Origin of the sequence: Vibrio cidicii (assembly GCF_009665415.1) — a bacterium.
Classification (GTDB): Bacteria; Pseudomonadota; Gammaproteobacteria; order Enterobacterales; family Vibrionaceae; genus Vibrio; species Vibrio cidicii.
The window spans coordinates 83,356-101,737 of record NZ_CP035921.1 but is presented as its reverse complement, the minus strand read 5'-3'; the positions used below and the strand labels follow the sequence as shown (position 1 = coordinate 101,737).

Genomic DNA, 18,382 nt, shown 5'->3' with positions numbered 1-18,382 from the left:
TGTTCAGTCGCGCTTCTTTTTACCTACGCCCAAGTTATCTTTCTGCTTGAGCGTAATCAACTCAAATCCCAACTTCTTGAAGTGATTATCGCGATAATTGCGCACCGACTTGGTATCTGAAATCGCTTCGAGCTGCTGCTCCATTTTCAAATAAGCCGAGATGTCGATGCCTTCCGCTTCTGCAACCGCTTCGTGAATATTACGATGTTTTTCGTAGGAAAAAGGCAGTGTTTTCTCAACGCCCTTGTAGATGTAAATTAGAGTGCGAACCATCAGTTTCTCTCGCAATGAAAAAGGCCAACGAGTTGGCCTTGATTTAAATTGGCTAGATTTTGCCTTGAAGTGGATAGATTGTCACGCATTCTCCGGCTTTCAGCGTATCCACAGCTGCGGGGACGACGATCAGACAGTTGATATTCTCTTTACTCTGTATCGTTAACCAAGAGGCCAGACTCTCAAACGAGTGCATCACCGGTGTCACCTGAGTGATTCCTATGTTATCCACCGTCAAAGAGCCAGAGTAAAATTCGACCTCTCCCTGAATGGCCTTAATCCCTTGAGTTAATCGCGCTTTTTGTCCGGTAACCAGATGACCTCGCTCGCCACGAAGTTTACGCAGCATAGGTGCAACGGTTGAAAGAAAATAGCCTTGCAAACCTTCGAGGGTTGTATCCATCAAGAAAAGCAGTTTTTGCTTAACGAATTGCAGAGAGAAGCCACTGGCGTCAATCACTGTATTAAGACCACGCACTATGTGTTGCCAGCTCTTAGCGCTCCCAATGAGGATGATAACCTCATTCAGGTTTAGCACCTCTTCAAAGACTTCTATTTGTTGTTGACACTTCTCAGCATCCACAACGTGCGCGTTTACCTCACAACCGAGCGTATGCAGCATGCCAAGAAGAACAGCATGACAAGTTTGAGAGTCGTTACCGTCTAGCGACAGTAGTGCGACACGTGGTTTTCGTATGACCTGACAGCGCTTGATCCCTAAAGCAGATAGGGAAGAGAGATGTGTCTGCGTCAGTAGTGCACCGCCACCCGTGACAACGTCACCATCATGAAGTATCGGTAGGGCCAACACGCGCCCATAGGCATCAGCGAGGGGAATCGTTTCGCTCTCAGCGAGCGGCTTTAGTTTAGAAAGGATACGCTCAATGCCGCTCTCTTGCGTCAACATATCTTGCGACACGTCATCTACTGTTGGGTGCTCTTTAGAGTGACATTGCTCTCGCGCGTAGCGAAGAACAAACTCGGCAATCGAGTCGAGATCATTGATGTTCATTTGCGGCAAGGTCGTCTCTAAGTGATTGGCATCAGATGCAATCGCAATGATGTTTTCATCGTGCGGGTACAACCACGGTTTACCGACTTCCTCGCGGTGCAACTCAATCTTATTAAAGACGATATTCTTGCAGCCCTCGACCAGCAATAAATCCAGTTTGCTGTGATCAAAACGGCTAAGCAGATAGGCAAATTCAGCTTCAGCTTGCGGCGTTTCTGTCATTAAAGCAAAGCGCTTGTGCGAGGCGATCAGCATTTGCGACGCACCAGCTTTGCGCAGACGGTAACTGTCTTTGCCGGGCTTATCGACATCAAAATCATGGTGGGCGTGTTTTAATACACCCACTCTTAAGCCCGCTTCAGTAAGTTTTGGCAGTAGCGCTTCAAGCAGAGTGGTTTTTCCAGTACCGGAATACGCTGCGAAACCGAGTAAAGGGAGAGATGATTTATGCATCATGAACAGATTTTCCAAACTGGGCTAATTCTTGTGGCGTATTCAGATTCACAAAACATTGTGGCGAATCACTGAAGTCCACATATCGTGCATGGCATTGTGAAAAAAACAGCCCCATTTTTCGCTCGCCACGCTGTAAAAATACAGTCAACGCGGGAAGTATACGTTTGTGGCAAAGTGCAAAGACAGGTTGTGGATGATGCCCATCGTGGGCGACCCAAATATCGCTGGATTCGTCAACCGACCTACAGAAACGCTCAACCAAGTCGAAACTGATATTTGGGCTGTCACAAGGCACAAAGCCAACCCAATCTGTTTCTATATGATTGAGCGCGGCATGCATTCCTCCAAGAGGCCCTTGGAATCCTTCAATATGATCCGCAAATACCGGAGCGAACGCTTGGTAGCGCGATTGGTTACGATTGGCGTTGATAAAAATACGGTCGGTTTGCGGCGCAAGGTGCTCAATAACATGTTGAATCAGCGGTTTGTGGTTAAGTTCAATAAACCCTTTGTCATCGCCTCCCATTCGGGAGGCTTGCCCTCCGGCAAGAATGACCCACGTGGTCTGTGTTGGTTGCAGCATATTGATTCTCTTTGCTTGAAACTGGGTCTAGCCACTTCAAAATTGCTGCAGACTTTAGCAGAAATCCTCAGGAATTTCCCCAAGCAAGACGCCAACTAATGAAAGAAACACATCTATCGCCCGCTTGCCCGGCAAAGCTGTTAAACTTACGCGCTTTCTTTGCTACACAACGTAATCAATGCTTGCAGTCAGCTCGTTGAACAAGTAACGTTGCGCAGTTTTTTTATTTGATACTGGACACAAAAGGTACAGGTTTTGATTTCTACAGCAAACATCACTCAACAATTTGGCGCTAAGCCACTGTTTGAAAACATCTCGGTTAAATTTGGCGAGGGCAACCGCTATGGTTTAATCGGCGCAAATGGTTGTGGTAAATCAACCTTTATGAAAATCCTTAGCGGTGAGCTGGAACCCAGTGCCGGAAACGTGAGCTACGATCCGAATGAACGTGTTGCCAAACTGAACCAGAACCAATTTGCTTATGAAGAGTTTACGGTTATTGATACCGTGATCATGGGCCACAAAGAACTTTGGAAAGTTAAGCAAGAACGTGACCGCATTTACTCGTTACCGGAAATGAGTGAAGAAGATGGGATGAAAGTGGCTGACCTTGAGGTTGAGTTTGCCGAAATGGACGGCTACATGGCCGAAGCAAAAGCGGGGGAACTGCTTTTGGCGGTAGGTATCCCGATGGAGCAGCACTTTGGTTTAATGAGCGAGGTGGCACCAGGTTGGAAACTGCGTGTTCTTTTGGCGCAAGTGCTGTTTGCTGATCCAGATATCATGCTATTGGACGAACCCACCAACAACTTGGACATTGATACCATCCGTTGGCTAGAAGACACGCTCAACGAGCGCAACTGCACCATGATTATCATTTCGCATGACCGTCACTTCCTGAATTCGGTGTGCACTCACATGGCCGATCTGGACTATGGTGAGCTTCGTGTTTATCCAGGCAACTACGATGAATACATGACCGCAGCCACTCAAGCACGCGAGCGTTTATTAGCCGACAATGCGAAGAAGAAAGCACAAATTGCCGAACTGCAAACCTTCGTAGCGCGCTTCTCGGCCAACGCGTCAAAAGCAAAGCAGGCAACTTCTCGTGCTAAGCAGATTGATAAGATCAAACTGGATGAAGTGAAAGCTTCAAGCCGTCAAAACCCATTTATTCGCTTCGAGCAATCGAAAGAGCTGTTCCGTAACGCACTGGAAGTTGAAAACCTGAGCCAAGGTTTTGATCAAGACCTTTTTGCCGGCTTCAATGCCATTTTTGAGGTAGGTGAGCGTGTTGCCATTATCGGTGAAAACGGTGTCGGTAAAACAACCTTACTCAACACACTGGCAGGCGTGCTAGAGCCTCGTACAGGCAGCTACAAATGGTCTGAAAACTCAAACATTGGTTACTACGCACAAGACCACGCGCACGAGTTTGCTGAAGACATGAACCTAATGGAGTGGATGGGGCAGTGGCGTCAGGAAGGCGACGATGAACAAGTGGTACGTAGCTACCTTGGTCGCATGCTGTTTGGCCAAGACGACATTAAGAAATCCGTAAAAGTGCTTTCCGGTGGTGAGCAGGGGCGTATGCTTCTCGGTAAGATCATGATGCACAAACCTAACATGTTGCTGATGGACGAACCGACCAACCACATGGACATGGAATCGATCGAATCACTCAACAATGCGCTGGAGCAGTATAAAGGTACGTTGTTCTTCGTATCACATGACCGCGTCTTTGTTGACTCTCTAGCCACACGGATTATCGAGATCCGCAATGGCAAGATAACCGATTTCAAAGGTACTTACGCCGAGTTCCTAAAATCTCGCGGTGTCGACTAAGCGACACCGATTGTTCTCATTAAAAAAGTCCCCTCGCATAAACGAGGGGATTTTTATTCTTGATTCTATCCATTACCTTATTGCACGCAATGAGTGCGCTTGTTTTTGGTGCACTCGAACCAATTGAGTGCAAAATCTCTCTTCGCTATTTTATACATTTCGTTTACGTAGAAAAAATATTGATAATTTTCATATAGATGTGATTTATCAATAGAAAGACCAATAGTTGGAACATTCTTTGCTGTATGTAGCGCTCAATTGATTTTCTCACCATCATGGTGATGACAAAGTTTTCTGATGCACAGGATAAGTGCACTACATAAACGGAGAGTTCTAACAATGAGTGTTACCGCCAGTCAGGTTCAAGGAGCCGTTCAAACCCTGACCCAAAGTTCTGACACACTGTTCCTCCTTCTAGGAGCGATCATGGTGTTTTTGATGCATGCCGGTTTTGCTTTTCTTGAAGTGGGAACAGTACGACAAAAAAACCAAGTAAACGCACTAGTCAAGATCATCGCCGATTTCGGTATCTCTGCGATCGCCTATTTTTTTATTGGTTATTGGGTGGCTTATGGAGGCACTTTCCTCGCTGATGCCAATACCCTGTCACAGGGTAACGGATACGAACTGGTCAAGTTCTTTTTTCTACTGACGTTTGCGGCGGCGATTCCGGCGATTGTTTCTGGTGGTATCGCCGAGCGAGCGCGTTTTTATCCTGTCTTGATTGCGACTTTTTTTACCGTCGGTTTAGTTTACCCGCTGTTTGAAGGCATCATTTGGAACGGTAATTTTGGCGTTCAAGCGTGGTTTGAAAGTCAATTTGGCGCAGGGTTTCACGACTTCGCGGGTTCTGTAGTAGTGCATGGCGTTGGTGGCTGGATTGCACTGGTTGCGGTTTTGTTCCTTGGCATGCGAAAAGGGCGCGTACGTGCAGGAAAGCACACTAACTTTGCTCCTTCCAACATTCCATTTCTTGCATTGGGTGCATGGATCCTGTGTGTTGGTTGGTTTGGTTTCAACGTCATGTCGGCCCAAACCCTAAACGGCATCAGTGGTTTAGTCGCGATGAACTCTCTCATGGCGATGGCTGGTGGTATTGTTGCGGCGCTTATTGCAGGTAAGAATGACCCGGGGTTTATCCACAACGGACCATTAGCTGGGCTGGTGGCAGTGTGCGCGGGCTCCGATCTCATGCATCCGATTGGTGCGCTCGTTACTGGCTTGATTGCAGGCGCATTGTTCGTTTACCTCTTCACTTACTTACAGAACAAAACAAAAATTGATGACGTACTCGGGGTTTGGCCGCTGCATGGTCTTTGTGGAGCTTGGGGTGGTATTGCGGCTGGCATTTTCGGCCAAAGCGCGTTAGGCGGTTTGGGCGGGGTGAGTTTAAGCGTACAAATTCTTGGCACGCTAATGGGCATTAGTGTAGCGTTGGTTGGTGCTGTACTTGTTTATGGTGCAATCCACAAAGCCAGTGGACTGCGCCTTTCTGAGGAAGATGAGTTTAACGGCGCCGATTTGGCCATTCACAAGATATCTGCCACTAACATGGAATAATAAACTCCTTGCAACAGTGTGAAAGGGGCCGCATTGTCGGCCCCTTTTGGTATCAGTTCACATTATTGCCTCTTAACGCTAGCAATTGCGACCATCGTCTAACCCTCATCACTATTGTTGTTATTCCTGCAGTGCTACTCTATTAACAAAAGATAGCGAGTGTCGTGTCTGAGTTTTTCTCTCGTTCATCTTCGCGCGACTATCACCACTTCGAGAAACAAGGATGTAACATGAATTTCCCATACCGAAATATTGTTGTATTAACGGGTGCTGGAATCTCTGCTGAGTCAGGCATTCAGACTTTTAGAGCACAAGATGGCCTTTGGGAAAACCACCGCATTGAAGATGTCGCCACCCCAGAGGGTTTTGCTAAAAATCCTGATCTAGTCCAAGAGTTCTATAACCAGCGGCGACGTAAACTGCAGGGCGAGCATATTGAACCCAATGCAGCGCACAAAGCGCTGGGCCGTTTGGAACAAGAGTTGGATGGCAAGGTTACTATCATTACTCAGAACATTGATAATCTGCACGAACGAGGGGGGAGCAAAAACATCATCCATATGCACGGTGAGCTACTCAAAAGTCGTTGCAGTGTCTCTAATCAGGTGATTGAACAGAGTGGAGACATTCTTACAGGAGATTTGTGTCATTGCTGCCAACTACCAGCTCAGATGAGGCCACACATTGTCTGGTTTGGTGAAATGCCGCTCAGAATGGGGGATATCTATGCCGCGCTTGAAGAGGCTGACCTGTTTATATCTATCGGTACCTCGGGAGTGGTTTATCCCGCTGCTGGATTTGTACATGATGCGAAAATGCATGGTGCGCATACCATAGAAATCAACCTGGAGCCGAGTGCACTGGAGAGTGAGTTTGCCGAAAAACGCTATGGTAAGGCGAGTGTTGAAGTTCCACGCTTGGTAGAAGAGTTGTTAGCCCATACCGACTCTCAAGCAGCGGTTTGAGAGCGAACAGCTAAGAAAGCGGCACTACACCGCTTTTCTTGTTCTTGTAGATGTGGACTAGTTATCCACTTTCAATTTTTGGAAGTACTCATCGTATAACACGCTGGCTTCACCGACTTCATCTTGCCAAACCCCATTATCCATCACAGATTGTGGTGGGAAGATGTTTGGATCGTTAGCAAACGCTTTAGGTAGCAGAGGGTAAGCGCTTTTCACTGGCGTCGGATAACCAATTTCCATCGCAATTTTCGCTGCATTTTCAGGACGCAGAAGGAAATCGATCATTTTATGGGCGGCATCAACATTCTTTGCTTGTGCTGGAATGGCTAGGCTATCCATCCAAAAAATGGTCCCTTTTTCCGGCCAGATGATCTCAATCTTGGCACCTTCTTGGCGAGCCATATAGGCTGATCCGTTCCACAACATACCCAGAGACACTTCACCAGCTAAATAGGGGTTTGCTGGAAAATCTGAGTTGAAGACCAGCACATTAGGAATGAGTTTCTTTAATTCCTTAAAAGCCGCGTGAATCTCTTTCGCATCCGTGGTGTTCGGTGAATAACCCAGTTTAGAGAGCGCGATGTGGAAGACCTCGCGAGCATCGTCCATCAACATCAGTTGGCCTTCCCATTGGGTATCCCAAAGATCGCCCCAATTTTTCACTGAGTTTTTGGAAAGCATATCCACATTGATGCCAATGCCCGTTGCCCCCCAAATATAAGGAATAGAGAAGTCGTTACCGGGATCAAAAGGCTTATCCAAATAGTTGCTATCGAGTTCAGCAAAGTGGGAGAGTTTGGCTTTGTCGACTTTCTGTAACATACCTTCTTTGCGCATTTTGGAGACGAAGTAGGTTGAAGGAACCACCAAATCGTAACCACCACCCTGAGTCTTCAGTTTTGCGTACATACTCTCATTGGATTCGTATGTCGAATAGATGACTTTGATACCCGTTTCTTTGGTAAAATCTTCCAACACTTCACTTGGTATATATTCAGACCAGTTGTAGAAATAGAGTTCCTGATCTGCGGAAAAAGAAGGGGTCGATAAGAAAGTAGCAGCACACAATGCGCCGGTATACAGTGCTTTTTTCATTACTGTTCCGCTCATGTTAGCGTGCCCTAAAGGGCAAATGGTTGTAAAAAATAGGCTGAAATTCACGAATTAGACGCGAATAGGTCGGGATTATATCAGTAATAAAAAAAATAGGCAGCTTTTGGCTGCCTAAGTGTTTAGCAATGAAAGCGAGTGTCGTTTTACTGACCGGCTTTCAGCTTCATAAAGTATTCTTCATATTTCACGGTCTTATCGCCAACCGCGGCCTGCCACTCAACGCGATCCAGATCTTCCTGAGATGGGAAGAGTGGGGCGACATCTTTAAACTTCTCGTTAGATGCTTTCACAGCCGTCAGATAGCCAGTGTCGTTAGAGATCTGTTCTGCAATTTCTGGGCGCAGTAAGAAATCAATCATCTTATGTGCCGCTTCAACGTTTTTCGCGCCAGAGCTGATCGCAAAGTTATCAACCCAACCGATACCACCTTCTTTAGGGAAAACTAGCTTGAGTGGTAGGCCCTCTTTCTGTGCGGCGGCGGCACTGCCATTCCAAAGCATGCCAAGACCAACTTCACCAGACATGTATGGCGCACCCGGGTTATCTGAGTTAAATACCAGTACGTTTGGCATCAGTTTTTGCAGCTCGGCATACGCTTCATCGATCTGCTTTTCATCGGTGGTGTTACCTGAGTAGCCCAATTTACGTAGTGCGATGTGGAACACTTCACGTGTATCGTCCATCAGCATGAGTTGGCCTTTTAACTCTGGTTTCCACAGATCTGCCCAGCTTTGGAAATCATTCGGATCATACATATCGGTATTGACCGCAAGACCTGTGATCGCCACAACGTGAGGAATCGAGTAGTCGTTGTTTGGGTCGTAAGGCTTATTCAGATAGTTGCTATCGAGGTTTTTGAAATTGCTCAGCTTAGATTTGTCGATCTTTTGTAGCATGCCTTCATCACGCATCTTAGACACGAAATAAGTTGAAGGCACAACAAGATCATAACCTTGATTGTGAGTCTTTAGCTTTGCATACAAGGTTTCATTTGACTCATAGGTTGAGTAAATCACTTTGATGCCAGTTTCCTTAGTAAACTGCTCTAAGATGCCACTGTTGATGTAAGGTCCCCAGTTCATGAAGACCAGCTCTTTGTTCTCATCTGCGGCAGCAGAAGCAGAAAATAGGGAAAGCGCACATGCACTACCAGCTAATAAAGTAGCCCATTTTTTCATTGACGTTAGCTCCAAACCAAACGTTGCCCGAAGGCTTTTGATAGAAAAACAGAATGACTCGCATCATTCTGTTTCGCGTTTACATAGCAGCAGAAAGCAGCAGGATTATTTCACTTTCTCGCGTGCAATAAGCTGAGAAGTGATCACTAGTGCTAGCGACACCACTAACATAACTGTTGCAAGGGCATTCACTTCCGGTGAAATGCCGACTTTAACCATCGAATAAATCTTCAATGGCAAAATTTCATACGTTGGACCAGTAACAAATGAGCTGATGATTACATCATCTAAAGACAAGGTAAAGCTCAATAGCCAACCAGCAGCAACCGCAGGTTTCGCTAGCGGGAGAATGATTTTTCTTAAAATCACCCACTCACTGGCTCCCAAATCTTTCGCGGCTTCCAACATTTTGACGTCAAAACCATTCAGACGGCTGTAAACTGTCACCACAACAAACGGCAAGCAGAAAGTAATGTGTGCAATCAACAAGGTAAAGAAACCAAGTTGAGCACCCAAAACCAAAAACAGCGCGAGTAACGAAATCGCCATCACGATATCTGGTGACATCATGACAACGAACAGCATTCCGTTCACCGCTTTCTTGCCTTTAAAGTGATAACGGAAAAGGGCAACGGCTGTCAGGCTTCCAATAATAGTAGCTGCTGTAGCAGAAAAGATCGCCACATTAAACGAATGCCAAGCGGCTTGCATTAAGCTGTCATTGTTCATTAGTGCGTGATACCACTTGGTGGTAAATCCGCCCCATTTCATGCCGAACTTGTTTTCGTTAAACGAGTTGGCAATCAAGACTATGATTGGCAAATACAAAAATGCATACACCAGTGTCATAAAGCTAAATCTAATTGTACGTCCCATTAGTCCAGCTCCACTTTCTTATTCAACAGTTTTCCTGCACGGTAGTAGGCGTATAACATAATTGCCATTGCAATGGTCAAGGCAATACTGGTTGCCGCGCCAAATGGCCAATCACGAGCATTGAGCACTTGACTCTTAATTACGTTACCGATCAATAGGTTTTTCGCGCCACCCAGCAAATCGGCAATGTAGAACATGCCAAGAGCGGGCAGTAACACCAACAAACAACCGCCGATGATGCCTGGCATGGTGAGAGGCAAAATCACCTTAGTTAGCGTTTGTAGCTTATTCGCACCCAAATCTTTCGCGGCTTCAATATAGGTGTAATCCAACTTCTCGATCGCCGAATAAAGCGGCAAAATCATAAATGGCAGCAAGATGTAAACGAGGCCAATCATAACCGCAGTTTCGGTGTACATCAGGCGTAGCGGTTTATCAATAATGTCCAAGGTGAGTAGGGCATTATTGAGGATGCCTTGTGTACCTAAAACGATTTTCAAGCCATAAGTGCGGATCAGTGAGTTGGTCCAAAAAGGCACGATCACCAAAAACAGCATAAAAGGACGCCACTTCGCTGGCATCTTGGCCACAATATAGGCAAAGGGATAACCGATAACCAAACAGATCAAGGTCGCTACAATCGCCATGTAAAAAGAGTGCAACAGCACTTTGGCATACAAAGGATCGAGCAATCTCGCGTAGTTATCGAGCGTGAACGTCATCTCTATTAAATTGGCTTCATCACGAGTCAGGAAACTGGTTCCGATGATCATCACGTTTGGGATCAGAACAAACAGCACCAGCCATGAAACAATCAGCGTGATGATGGCGTTTTGTAGACTAAATTTCTTGCTCATCACTTAGCACCACTTCCCAGCTTTCCACCCAAGTAATGGCGACTTTTTGTCCTAGAGAGTGATCTACGTCTGGATCATCTTCATTAAAGAACTCGCTTACCATCACACGCATTCCTGACTCTGTTTCAATGACCGAATCCAGTGTCATGCCTTTGTAGGTCCGTTCAGTCACGTGACCAACGATACCTTTCTCTTCCGATTCCGTGATCTCTTCGATGCGTAAATCTTCAGGACGAAGCAATACTTGCAGCTTTTGACCTTGCGTAATCGGTTCATCGAAGTAGACCACTGAGTCCACCCCTTCGATTTCAGCTCGGATACGTTTCTCGTCAACACGCTCTTTGGCAACCGCTTCGAACACGTTGATTTCACCGATGAAACGCGCAACGAACAGATTCTTAGGATCTTCGTAAATTTCACGTGGGGAGCCATCTTGCTCAATCACACCAGAGCGCATAACGATGATGCGGTCTGACATCGACAAGGCTTCTTCTTGATCGTGGGTGACAAAGATAAAGGTAATACCTAGTTGGCGCTGTAGCTGCTTCAACTCAATTTGCATCTGCTTGCGCAGTTTGTAATCAAGGGCAGAGAGAGATTCATCGAGCAACAGAACTTTAGGCTTGTTGACCACCGCACGTGCGATAGCGATACGTTGTTGCTGACCACCAGAGAGCTGGTGAGGCTTGCGTTGCGCCATGCTCTCTAGGCGAACCATTTTAAGCGCCTCCATAACGCGTGGTTCAATGTCAGCCGAAGGCACTTTTTGCATACGCAGACCAAATGCAACGTTTTCAAACACCGTCATGTGTGGAAATAGCGCATAGCTTTGGAATACCGTGTTGACATGCCTTTGTTCCGCAGGAACATTGGTAACATCCTGATTGTCTATGGTAATTTGGCCTTTATCTGCAGTTTCAAAACCTGCAATCATGCGTAAAACTGTTGTTTTACCGCAACCTGATGGGCCTAGGATCGTTAAAAACTCACCATGATTAACGTCCAGATTTAAATTACCGATGATTTCCTTACCATCGAAACTTTTACTGATGCCAGTCAAGCGGATAACTGGCTGTCCTGCGTTCTGTTTAGCGTTCAACGTCTGTATTTCTCCCACATTGGTCTTGTCAACTAACTAGTACGACCTGTAGCTATTCACATGTAAGGGGCGCATCATAATCACCAAATTTGTGAATTCAAAGTGTTTTCTTATTCGGAAACAGAAAAAGTTTTGCATGCAAAAGTCGATGTTTCTTACCATACTTCCACTAGGTTTTAGCGACACAAACAACCTGTTGATTGCAAGACAAAAATACCTAAGCCAAAACCTTCCGCTACCTATACATTTCAAGCGGTTAATTATCAGCCAAATAGCAAATAATGCAAGGACTGGTAACAAAACAGAGTTTAGCAAAAAGTAGATTTCAGTATAATGAAGACAATTCTAATCAGCCAGTTAGGTAGATAAGGTACGCAATAACCTTGGAATAGACATGAATAACGAATTTGAAAAAGATTTTAACCTTGGTGGCAGCATCGATAGGGCGCTTTCTGGGCAATATGAGTTAAAGGCAGGGGCGATTTTTCAAGAAGCTTGGAAGTTGACCATCCGACATCTTTTCAGCTTTTCCCCCGCTATTATTGCTTTGCTGTTAGTGCAGTTAGCCATTTTTTACATCGCGTTACAATTGCAGTTAGGCGATCCCGCCGTTTTGCTGGATGCGATTCTCGACCCGAACTTGCTCAATGAGCAGATCTTGTCGGCTATCTATATTGCCAATTTTAGTTTCGAGGTGGTGAGCGCACCGATTTTTGCAGGTGTCAGCTTAATGGCTATGAGCCATGCCGCTGGGCTGAAAACTAAAAACCGTCATATTAGCAAAGGGCTGCAATTTACTATTCCTGTGATTCTAGCGACACTGTTCAGCCTGATGCTACAGGGGGTGGCTGGAATGCTTTTACCATTTGTGTCACTCTATTTATCGATGGCATTTAGTTTATCTATCTTGCTGATTTGTGAGAAGAACGTACCACCGATGCGCTCTCTGCTGTTATCATTCAGGGCGATAAATCGCAAAATACTGGTCATTTCGGGGCTCTATTTGCTGGTTATGTTGCTGTTTGTCGTTGCCATTCTTTTTTATGGTATTGGTTTGATTTTCGCGTTGCCGTTCTTTTTCCACCTCAAAGGAATTCTCTATCGAGAGATGTTCGGTATCCGACTCAAGGTCGTTACAGTGCAAGATTCTGGCGATCATAACGATGACAATAATTCACAGGTGTTCAATGCCTAACAACACTTCTCCATCCATTTTTCTTAAAGCGACAGCCATAGCGATGGCTGTCGCTTTTTCATCTATCGGTCCTTATCTTTTTTACGAAGAGCAGCGGCGTGAGTTGGAAGCTCAACAGGATGACACAACAGGAGCCGCGGAAGCGTTGCCTGATTTTGCCTCAATCACAGATACTCGAGAAAAGAAACAGGCATTTTTTGATTATTTACGCCCCAAGATTGCCGCAGAAAATCAAAAAATCCTCAAAGATCGTGAGTTTTTGCTCGCACTGAATGTTGCCGAATCCTCGCAAAAACAAACAGAGAGGGCGTTGCGCCTAGCCAAACGTTACGACGTCACGGTGACAGACAAACAATTGAACCAAGCTTGGCTTAGTGAAATGCTTAAACGCGTTAATGTGCTTCCTGAGTCATTAGTGATGACACAAGCGGCGAATGAATCTGCATGGGGAACGTCACGATTCGCCCGCGAAGCCAATAACCTATTTGGGCAGTGGTGTTACACTCGAGGCTGCGGCGTTGTCCCTTTGCAGCGCAGTGAAGGCGCATTTCACGAAGTGGCCAAATTCTCTTCCGCTCAAGAATCGATTCATCGTTATTTTATGAATGTGAACCGCAACCGAGCTTATGCAGAATTGCGTAATATTCGCCAAAGTTTGGCGGACAAACAGCAGGATCTGTTGAGTGTCGAAACGGCAACCGCCTTAACTCATGGCCTATTGGCCTATTCTGAGCGGGGTATGGATTACGTCCAAGATCTGCAAGCGATGATACGTCACAACAGCGAGTTTTGGAGCCAATAAATAGGATGCAAGTAATGATGAAAAGAAACCTAGCTCTACTAGGATGTGTGATGAGTCTGTTTTCTTCCTTTGGCGTTCAAGCTCAAGAATACATGTTTACTTACTCGAAGTTGTTCTCGCAACTGAAAAACAACACCAAAGAAGGGCATGATGATGTCAAAGTCGGGATCTTCTTTGTCAACCCGCAAACTAAGCAGCTATGTAATATAGAGAAAGCTTGGATGGAAAAGGAACAGCATTACGAAGAGTTTGTTATCCCGTCATCCCAAGAGCTCTTGTTACCACTGGATAATAACTTGAAGTCAGCCAATCCGCTGGTCTTTGTCCACACTCCACAGGATATGCGTTGTGACTATTCACTGGTAGTGATGACTAAAGAGCCGCTCGAAGGGAAAGTAACCTACCAGCAACTAGCCCCTTTGATGCCACAAATGAAGGCTCTTTTAGACGATTTGGGGGGCATGTTTTCCAGTTGGTTTACTCCCGAAGTTAAGGGAGTGACGATGGAATTTGCTAATGGACTCAATAGTAAGGTCACGTTTTCTAACGGTGGCGAAAAAGCGATTGTGAATGGCAAAGTACAAGTTGCGCTAACCGAGATTGGTGAAGAGGGATTTGTACTTTTACCGCAAGCCACCACACGGGTTCTGCCTTACTTGCCTGCGGCAACAAAATAGTCTTCAACAGGAGTAAAAGAGGCTGCCGAAATGGCAGCCTCTTACATTGTATCTTTGAACCAAGCATGTTACACAGACAGATTGGTCACATCGAGTTTAAGTGCGGGATCAAAAGCTTGCACTACGTCGTCTTCGTCTGCGACGACATTCGGCACATCTTCTTTGTCAAAGCCAATATCACCACCATTGATAACACCCGAGTCTTTGTTGATTGATTTGAAATCAAACAATTCAAAGTCCGCCAGATGACTTGGCACAACATTTTGCATCGCTCTGAACATAGTTTCAATTCGTCCTGGGAAACGCTTGTCCCAGTCATTAAGCATCATCTTAATATTCTGACGTTGAAGGTTTGGCTGAGAGCCACACAGATTACATGGGATGATAGGGTAGCCGACCATATCTGCGTATTTAATAATGTCTTTTTCACGGCAATAAGCCAATGGACGAATAACAACGTGCTCTCCATTGTCAGAGACCAGTTTCGGTGGCATTCCTTTAATTTTTCCGCCATAGAACATATTGAGGAAAAGAGTTTCCAAGATATCGTCACGATGATGGCCAAGGGCGATTTTGGTGGCGCCGAGCTCTTTCGCTGTACGATACAAAATGCCACGACGCAAACGAGAGCACAGGGAACACGTAGTTTTCCCTTCGGGAATTTTGTCTTGCACGATGGAGTAAGTGTCCTCTTGGACAATCTTGTACTCAACACCAAGACTTTCTAGATACTCCGGTAACACATGCGCAGGAAACCCCGGCTGTTTTTGATCGAGATTAACAGCAACCAGAGAAAACGAGATTGGGGCACTTTTTTGCAAGCTCAGCAAAATATCCAACATCGTAAAGCTGTCTTTACCACCAGATAAACAGACCATAATGCGATCGCCATCTTCGATCATATTAAAGTCAGCAATCGCTTGTCCGGTATTGCGACGAATGCGCTTTTGAAGCTTATTAAAGTTGTATTGTTGAGCTTTTGTACGCTCTTGAATTTGCTCTGTCATCTGCTGCTAGTCTTAAATTCATCAAAATAAATGAAGTGCGTATGATACGGATAAATTTGTAAGATGCCAGTGTAGACAAGAAAAAATCCCAGCAGTCTTTGCTGGGATTTGTATCGGTTTAGGAAGCGATGTTGGGGTCGAGCGGGCTGACATAACCTTTCGGTTTAAGGGCGAGTACGTCACAGTTGATTTTGTCAATCACGTGTTCAGCCGTATTCCCGATGAAAACCGCAGAGAGCCCGGTTCGCCCAGTTGTCCCCAAAATCACCATAGCGGCATTCAACTTGTCTGCCGACGCGGGGATGATATCTTCTGGTAACCCCTGCTCAACGATGGTGTGCTCTTCATCTATCCCATATTGCTGCCTCAATGCTTTCATCGAGGTAAGATGATGGCCACGTACCGCATCGGTATAGGTCGTCGGGTCAAACTCTGGTAACTCAATGGTAATATTGGCAGGTGTTACGGGATAAGCATTAACCAAGTACGCTTGTGCATCCAGTCTGGATGAAATTTCCAACAACCGCTCAACCATAATGTTATTCAGTTCGATATGTGTCGGGTTATCTGAGCCCACGTTAACTGATGCGATGATATTGGCTTGTTCTGGCCAATCGGCGTTTTTAATCAAGAGTACAGGAACAGGGCACTTACGTAACAAATGCCAATCTGTTGGTGTGAAGATGACCGACTCAAGGACATCGTGTTTACGCGTCCCTTTAATTACGATGTCATGACTGCCTGAAAACACTTCGGCGATGATGGCCTCATAAGGGCGATTATGCCACACCACCTTGATATCAAAGCTCATCGATTCATCAATATACGGCTCTGCAATTTTTCTCATCCACTGCTCGCGTTGATAGATAACACCGCGGCGCATCGCATCACGCTCGTCTAAAGACAGCATAGATGTCATGTCATAGGAGAAATCGTAGATGGATAGAAAGAAAGTAACATGACTCTTCGAGACACTCTTTCTGGCTAATTGTACAGCTCGCGCCAGTGCAGGTTGTTCATCTTTGTTGATGTCGGCAACCACAAGGATTTTACTGTAAATACTCATATGTAAGCCCGCTCATGTTGGAGAACCATATCAGTAACTGTAGCTTAGAAAAGAGATAAATATTAGGAGTTTAGAAGGGTTTTAAACAAAAGTATGATGCAGCTCATCTCTGAGCCACATCATTAAAAATGAATTAGTCGCCGGAGACTCCAGCCAGTTCCATTAATGCACTGTGATCGAGGATAGTAATATATTTACCCTTAACACTGAGTATTTCAGATTTTTGGAATCGTCCGAGAAGACGGCTAATGGTCTCAACGGTCAAACCAAGGTAGTTGCCGATATCACCACGTGTCATAGTCAAACGGAACTCACGAGGGCTGAAGCCACGTTGAGAGAAACGAGTTGAAAGATTATAAAGAAATGCAGCCAAACGTTCTTCTGCATTTTTCTTCGATAGCAGCAGAATCATTTCTTGATCACCTTTAATCTCATTACTCATTAAACGCATGATCTGTTGACGCAGTTTCGGCATTTTGCCTGAAAGGTCATCAAGAATTTCGTATGGGATCTCGCAGACCATCGATGTCTCAAGCGCTTGAGCGAAACTAGGGTGAGCGTCGTCAGTTATCGCATCAAATCCAACCAAGTCACCAGCAAGATGAAAGGCAGTTATCTGCTCATCGCCTTGCTCTGTGATGGTGTAGCTTTTGATAGTACCAGAGCGAATCGCGTAGAGAGAACGTAACTCATCACCCGCCTTAAAAAGCTCTTGTCCTTTTTGGATCGGTTTTTTTCGCTCGATAATCTGATCAAGTTGATCCAATTCAGCTTCATTCAATGTAAATGGGATACAGAGTTGGCTGATACTACAATCTTGACAATGAATCGCACACCCACCGGACTGGATACGCTTTGTCGCAGGTTTTTCAGAAATCATAACAACCTTTCACTATTTGATATACGTCAATATTTTAGCACTGGTGAATACTAAAGGGTAGTAAAAAAGCGTTTGTGCAATGTGAGTTAATAGGCAAGGCCGAGCATCGTTACTGCGCCAAATCCAGTATAAATTCCATACAAGACAAGAATTGTGGCTGAAAGATGTCTAAATGTTAATGACTTTTGAATCCGAGCGAAATACTCCGCACCAATCCCAACCAGTAACATCGCGGGCAAGGTACCCAAACCAAATGACAGCATCATCAAGGCACCGTTTAATGCACTGCCAGAGAGCGCTGACCAAGTGAGGGCAGAGTAGACTAAGCCGCAAGGCAGCCATCCCCAAAGGAAACCAAAAGGGATCGCTTGCAAAGGATGGCGAATAGGCATGAAACGCTGAGTCATTGGCTTGATGAAACGCCAAAGTAGTTGCCCAAGTTTCTCCACGAAGAGAAGTCCGTTCCACCACTTCGCGATATAAAGTGCAACCAGAATCATGAATAAGGCTGCAATCAAGCGCAGCCACGCTAACGATTGATTGAGCCCGGCCATGTCACTGAGAGACGAAATTGTCCCTCCGACAATGGCACCAAACAGCCCATAGCTCAACAAACGCCCCAAATTATAGAAAAGCGTGTTCAATTTTGGCGAAGGATTTTGACTGCCTAGATTGAGCAACGAGGCAATTCCACCACACATTCCCAAACAATGACCAGCGCCCGCTAACCCGATCATCAACGCGCCAAGGTAATCACCATTCATTACCTACTTTCTCTCGCTTTGCTGCTGAGATTTTTGCTCGTCATCAAAGAGTATGTTTGTTCCTTGACGCTCAAGATCTTCAAATTGTTCGCTTTTTACTGCCCAAAGGAAGATCGCGACAGCAACGCAAACCAAAACAATGGCAATCGGAATGAGAATGTACAAGCTTTCCAT

At 45.5% G+C, this 18,382-nt stretch carries 18 protein-coding genes and 1 pseudogene; 6 read left to right on the top strand and 13 right to left on the bottom strand.

All coding sequences use genetic code 11. The annotated features are described in order from the left end of the window. Positions 1–3 precede the first annotated feature (3 nt). The 3 genes and pseudogenes from EWA64_RS01130 to mobA all read right to left on the bottom strand — a co-directional run bounded on the left by EWA64_RS01130 (position 4) and on the right by mobA (position 2,324). Positions 4–273 (bottom strand): DUF2960 family protein, encoded by a 270-nt coding sequence (locus EWA64_RS01130; RefSeq protein WP_039426466.1) that lies wholly within the window; start codon positions 271–273, stop codon positions 4–6. 802 nt (positions 274–1,075) lie between these two features. After that, positions 1,076–1,741, bottom strand: a pseudogene (gene mobB / locus EWA64_RS21205) (molybdopterin-guanine dinucleotide biosynthesis protein MobB); the annotation flags it as partial. Further along, positions 1,731–2,324 carry a molybdenum cofactor guanylyltransferase MobA gene (gene mobA / locus EWA64_RS01120; RefSeq protein WP_061895388.1) on the bottom strand — a complete coding sequence of 198 codons (594 nt, stop codon included), beginning with the start codon at positions 2,322–2,324 and terminating at the stop codon, positions 1,731–1,733. The gene mobA and the pseudogene mobB, both read right to left, overlap by 11 nt. 255 nt (positions 2,325–2,579) lie before the next feature. Between mobA and EWA64_RS01115 the strand changes: the two genes are divergently transcribed. The 3 genes from EWA64_RS01115 to cobB all read left to right on the top strand — a co-directional run bounded on the left by EWA64_RS01115 (position 2,580) and on the right by cobB (position 6,694). Further along, positions 2,580–4,169 (top strand): ABC-F family ATPase, encoded by a 1,590-nt coding sequence (locus tag EWA64_RS01115; RefSeq protein WP_061895387.1) that lies wholly within the window; start codon positions 2,580–2,582, stop codon positions 4,167–4,169. A gap of 339 nt (positions 4,170–4,508) precedes the next feature. Further along, the gene (locus EWA64_RS01110; protein WP_061895386.1) at positions 4,509–5,729 is read left to right on the top strand and encodes an ammonium transporter; all 1,221 of its coding nucleotides are present in this window, start codon (positions 4,509–4,511) and stop codon (positions 5,727–5,729) included. A gap of 164 nt (positions 5,730–5,893) precedes the next feature. Next, positions 5,894–6,694 (top strand): Sir2 family NAD+-dependent deacetylase, encoded by an 801-nt coding sequence (gene cobB, locus EWA64_RS01105; RefSeq protein WP_280512702.1) that lies wholly within the window; start codon positions 5,894–5,896, stop codon positions 6,692–6,694. A 57-nt stretch (positions 6,695–6,751) separates the two neighbouring features. On the opposite strand, the gene EWA64_RS01100 is transcribed toward cobB, so the two are convergent. From EWA64_RS01100 to potA, 5 genes are all read right to left on the bottom strand, one after another. Continuing rightward, positions 6,752–7,789, bottom strand: coding sequence for an extracellular solute-binding protein (locus EWA64_RS01100; protein ID WP_061895384.1), 1,038 nt, complete (start codon positions 7,787–7,789; stop codon positions 6,752–6,754). A 161-nt stretch (positions 7,790–7,950) separates the two neighbouring features. Further along, complete coding sequence (locus EWA64_RS01095) at positions 7,951–8,985, bottom strand: extracellular solute-binding protein (protein WP_039443225.1); 1,035 nt, start codon at positions 8,983–8,985, stop codon at positions 7,951–7,953. Between the two features lie 105 nt (positions 8,986–9,090). Beyond that, positions 9,091–9,861, bottom strand: a complete 771-nt coding sequence (potC, locus tag EWA64_RS01090; RefSeq protein ID WP_039426447.1) for a spermidine/putrescine ABC transporter permease PotC — start codon at positions 9,859–9,861, stop codon at positions 9,091–9,093. Continuing rightward, complete coding sequence (gene potB / locus EWA64_RS01085; RefSeq protein WP_061895383.1) at positions 9,861–10,718, bottom strand: spermidine/putrescine ABC transporter permease PotB; 858 nt, start codon at positions 10,716–10,718, stop codon at positions 9,861–9,863. The genes potC and potB overlap by 1 nt, the downstream gene beginning before the upstream one ends. Beyond that, positions 10,702–11,835, bottom strand: a complete 1,134-nt coding sequence (gene potA, locus EWA64_RS01080; protein ID WP_039436880.1) for a spermidine/putrescine ABC transporter ATP-binding protein PotA — start codon at positions 11,833–11,835, stop codon at positions 10,702–10,704. Before potA ends, potB begins: the two co-directional genes overlap by 17 nt. A 376-nt stretch (positions 11,836–12,211) precedes the next feature. Between potA and EWA64_RS01075 the strand changes: the two genes are divergently transcribed. Genes EWA64_RS01075 through EWA64_RS01065 form a run of 3 tightly spaced genes read left to right on the top strand, consistent with a single transcriptional unit; the run spans position 12,212 to position 14,491 of the window. After that, on the top strand, positions 12,212–13,012 hold the full coding sequence (locus EWA64_RS01075) for a DUF2189 domain-containing protein (RefSeq protein WP_061895382.1): 801 nt from the start codon (positions 12,212–12,214) through the stop codon (positions 13,010–13,012). Continuing rightward, entirely contained in the window at positions 13,005–13,814 is an 810-nt protein-coding gene (locus EWA64_RS01070) for a glucosaminidase domain-containing protein (protein WP_061895381.1), read from the top strand. Before EWA64_RS01075 ends, EWA64_RS01070 begins: the two co-directional genes overlap by 8 nt. A 14-nt stretch (positions 13,815–13,828) precedes the next feature. Continuing rightward, entirely contained in the window at positions 13,829–14,491 is a 663-nt protein-coding gene (locus tag EWA64_RS01065) for a DUF2987 domain-containing protein (RefSeq protein WP_061895380.1), read from the top strand. Positions 14,492–14,559: 68 nt separating this feature from the next. Here EWA64_RS01065 and ttcA read toward each other — a convergent pair whose 3' ends face one another. From ttcA to ccoS, 5 genes are all read right to left on the bottom strand, one after another. Continuing rightward, on the bottom strand, positions 14,560–15,498 hold the full coding sequence (gene ttcA, locus EWA64_RS01060) for a tRNA 2-thiocytidine(32) synthetase TtcA (protein WP_061895379.1): 939 nt from the start codon (positions 15,496–15,498) through the stop codon (positions 14,560–14,562). A 118-nt stretch (positions 15,499–15,616) separates the two neighbouring features. Further along, the gene (gene uspE, locus EWA64_RS01055; protein WP_061895378.1) at positions 15,617–16,564 is read right to left on the bottom strand and encodes a universal stress protein UspE; all 948 of its coding nucleotides are present in this window, start codon (positions 16,562–16,564) and stop codon (positions 15,617–15,619) included. Between the two features lie 133 nt (positions 16,565–16,697). After that, on the bottom strand, positions 16,698–17,444 hold the full coding sequence (fnr, locus tag EWA64_RS01050) for a fumarate/nitrate reduction transcriptional regulator Fnr (RefSeq protein WP_061895377.1): 747 nt from the start codon (positions 17,442–17,444) through the stop codon (positions 16,698–16,700). A gap of 86 nt (positions 17,445–17,530) precedes the next feature. Continuing rightward, positions 17,531–18,208 (bottom strand): sulfite exporter TauE/SafE family protein, encoded by a 678-nt coding sequence (locus tag EWA64_RS01045; RefSeq protein WP_061895376.1) that lies wholly within the window; start codon positions 18,206–18,208, stop codon positions 17,531–17,533. Positions 18,209–18,211: 3 nt separating this feature from the next. Further along, positions 18,212–18,382 (bottom strand): cbb3-type cytochrome oxidase assembly protein CcoS, encoded by a 171-nt coding sequence (ccoS, locus tag EWA64_RS01040; protein WP_061895375.1) that lies wholly within the window; start codon positions 18,380–18,382, stop codon positions 18,212–18,214.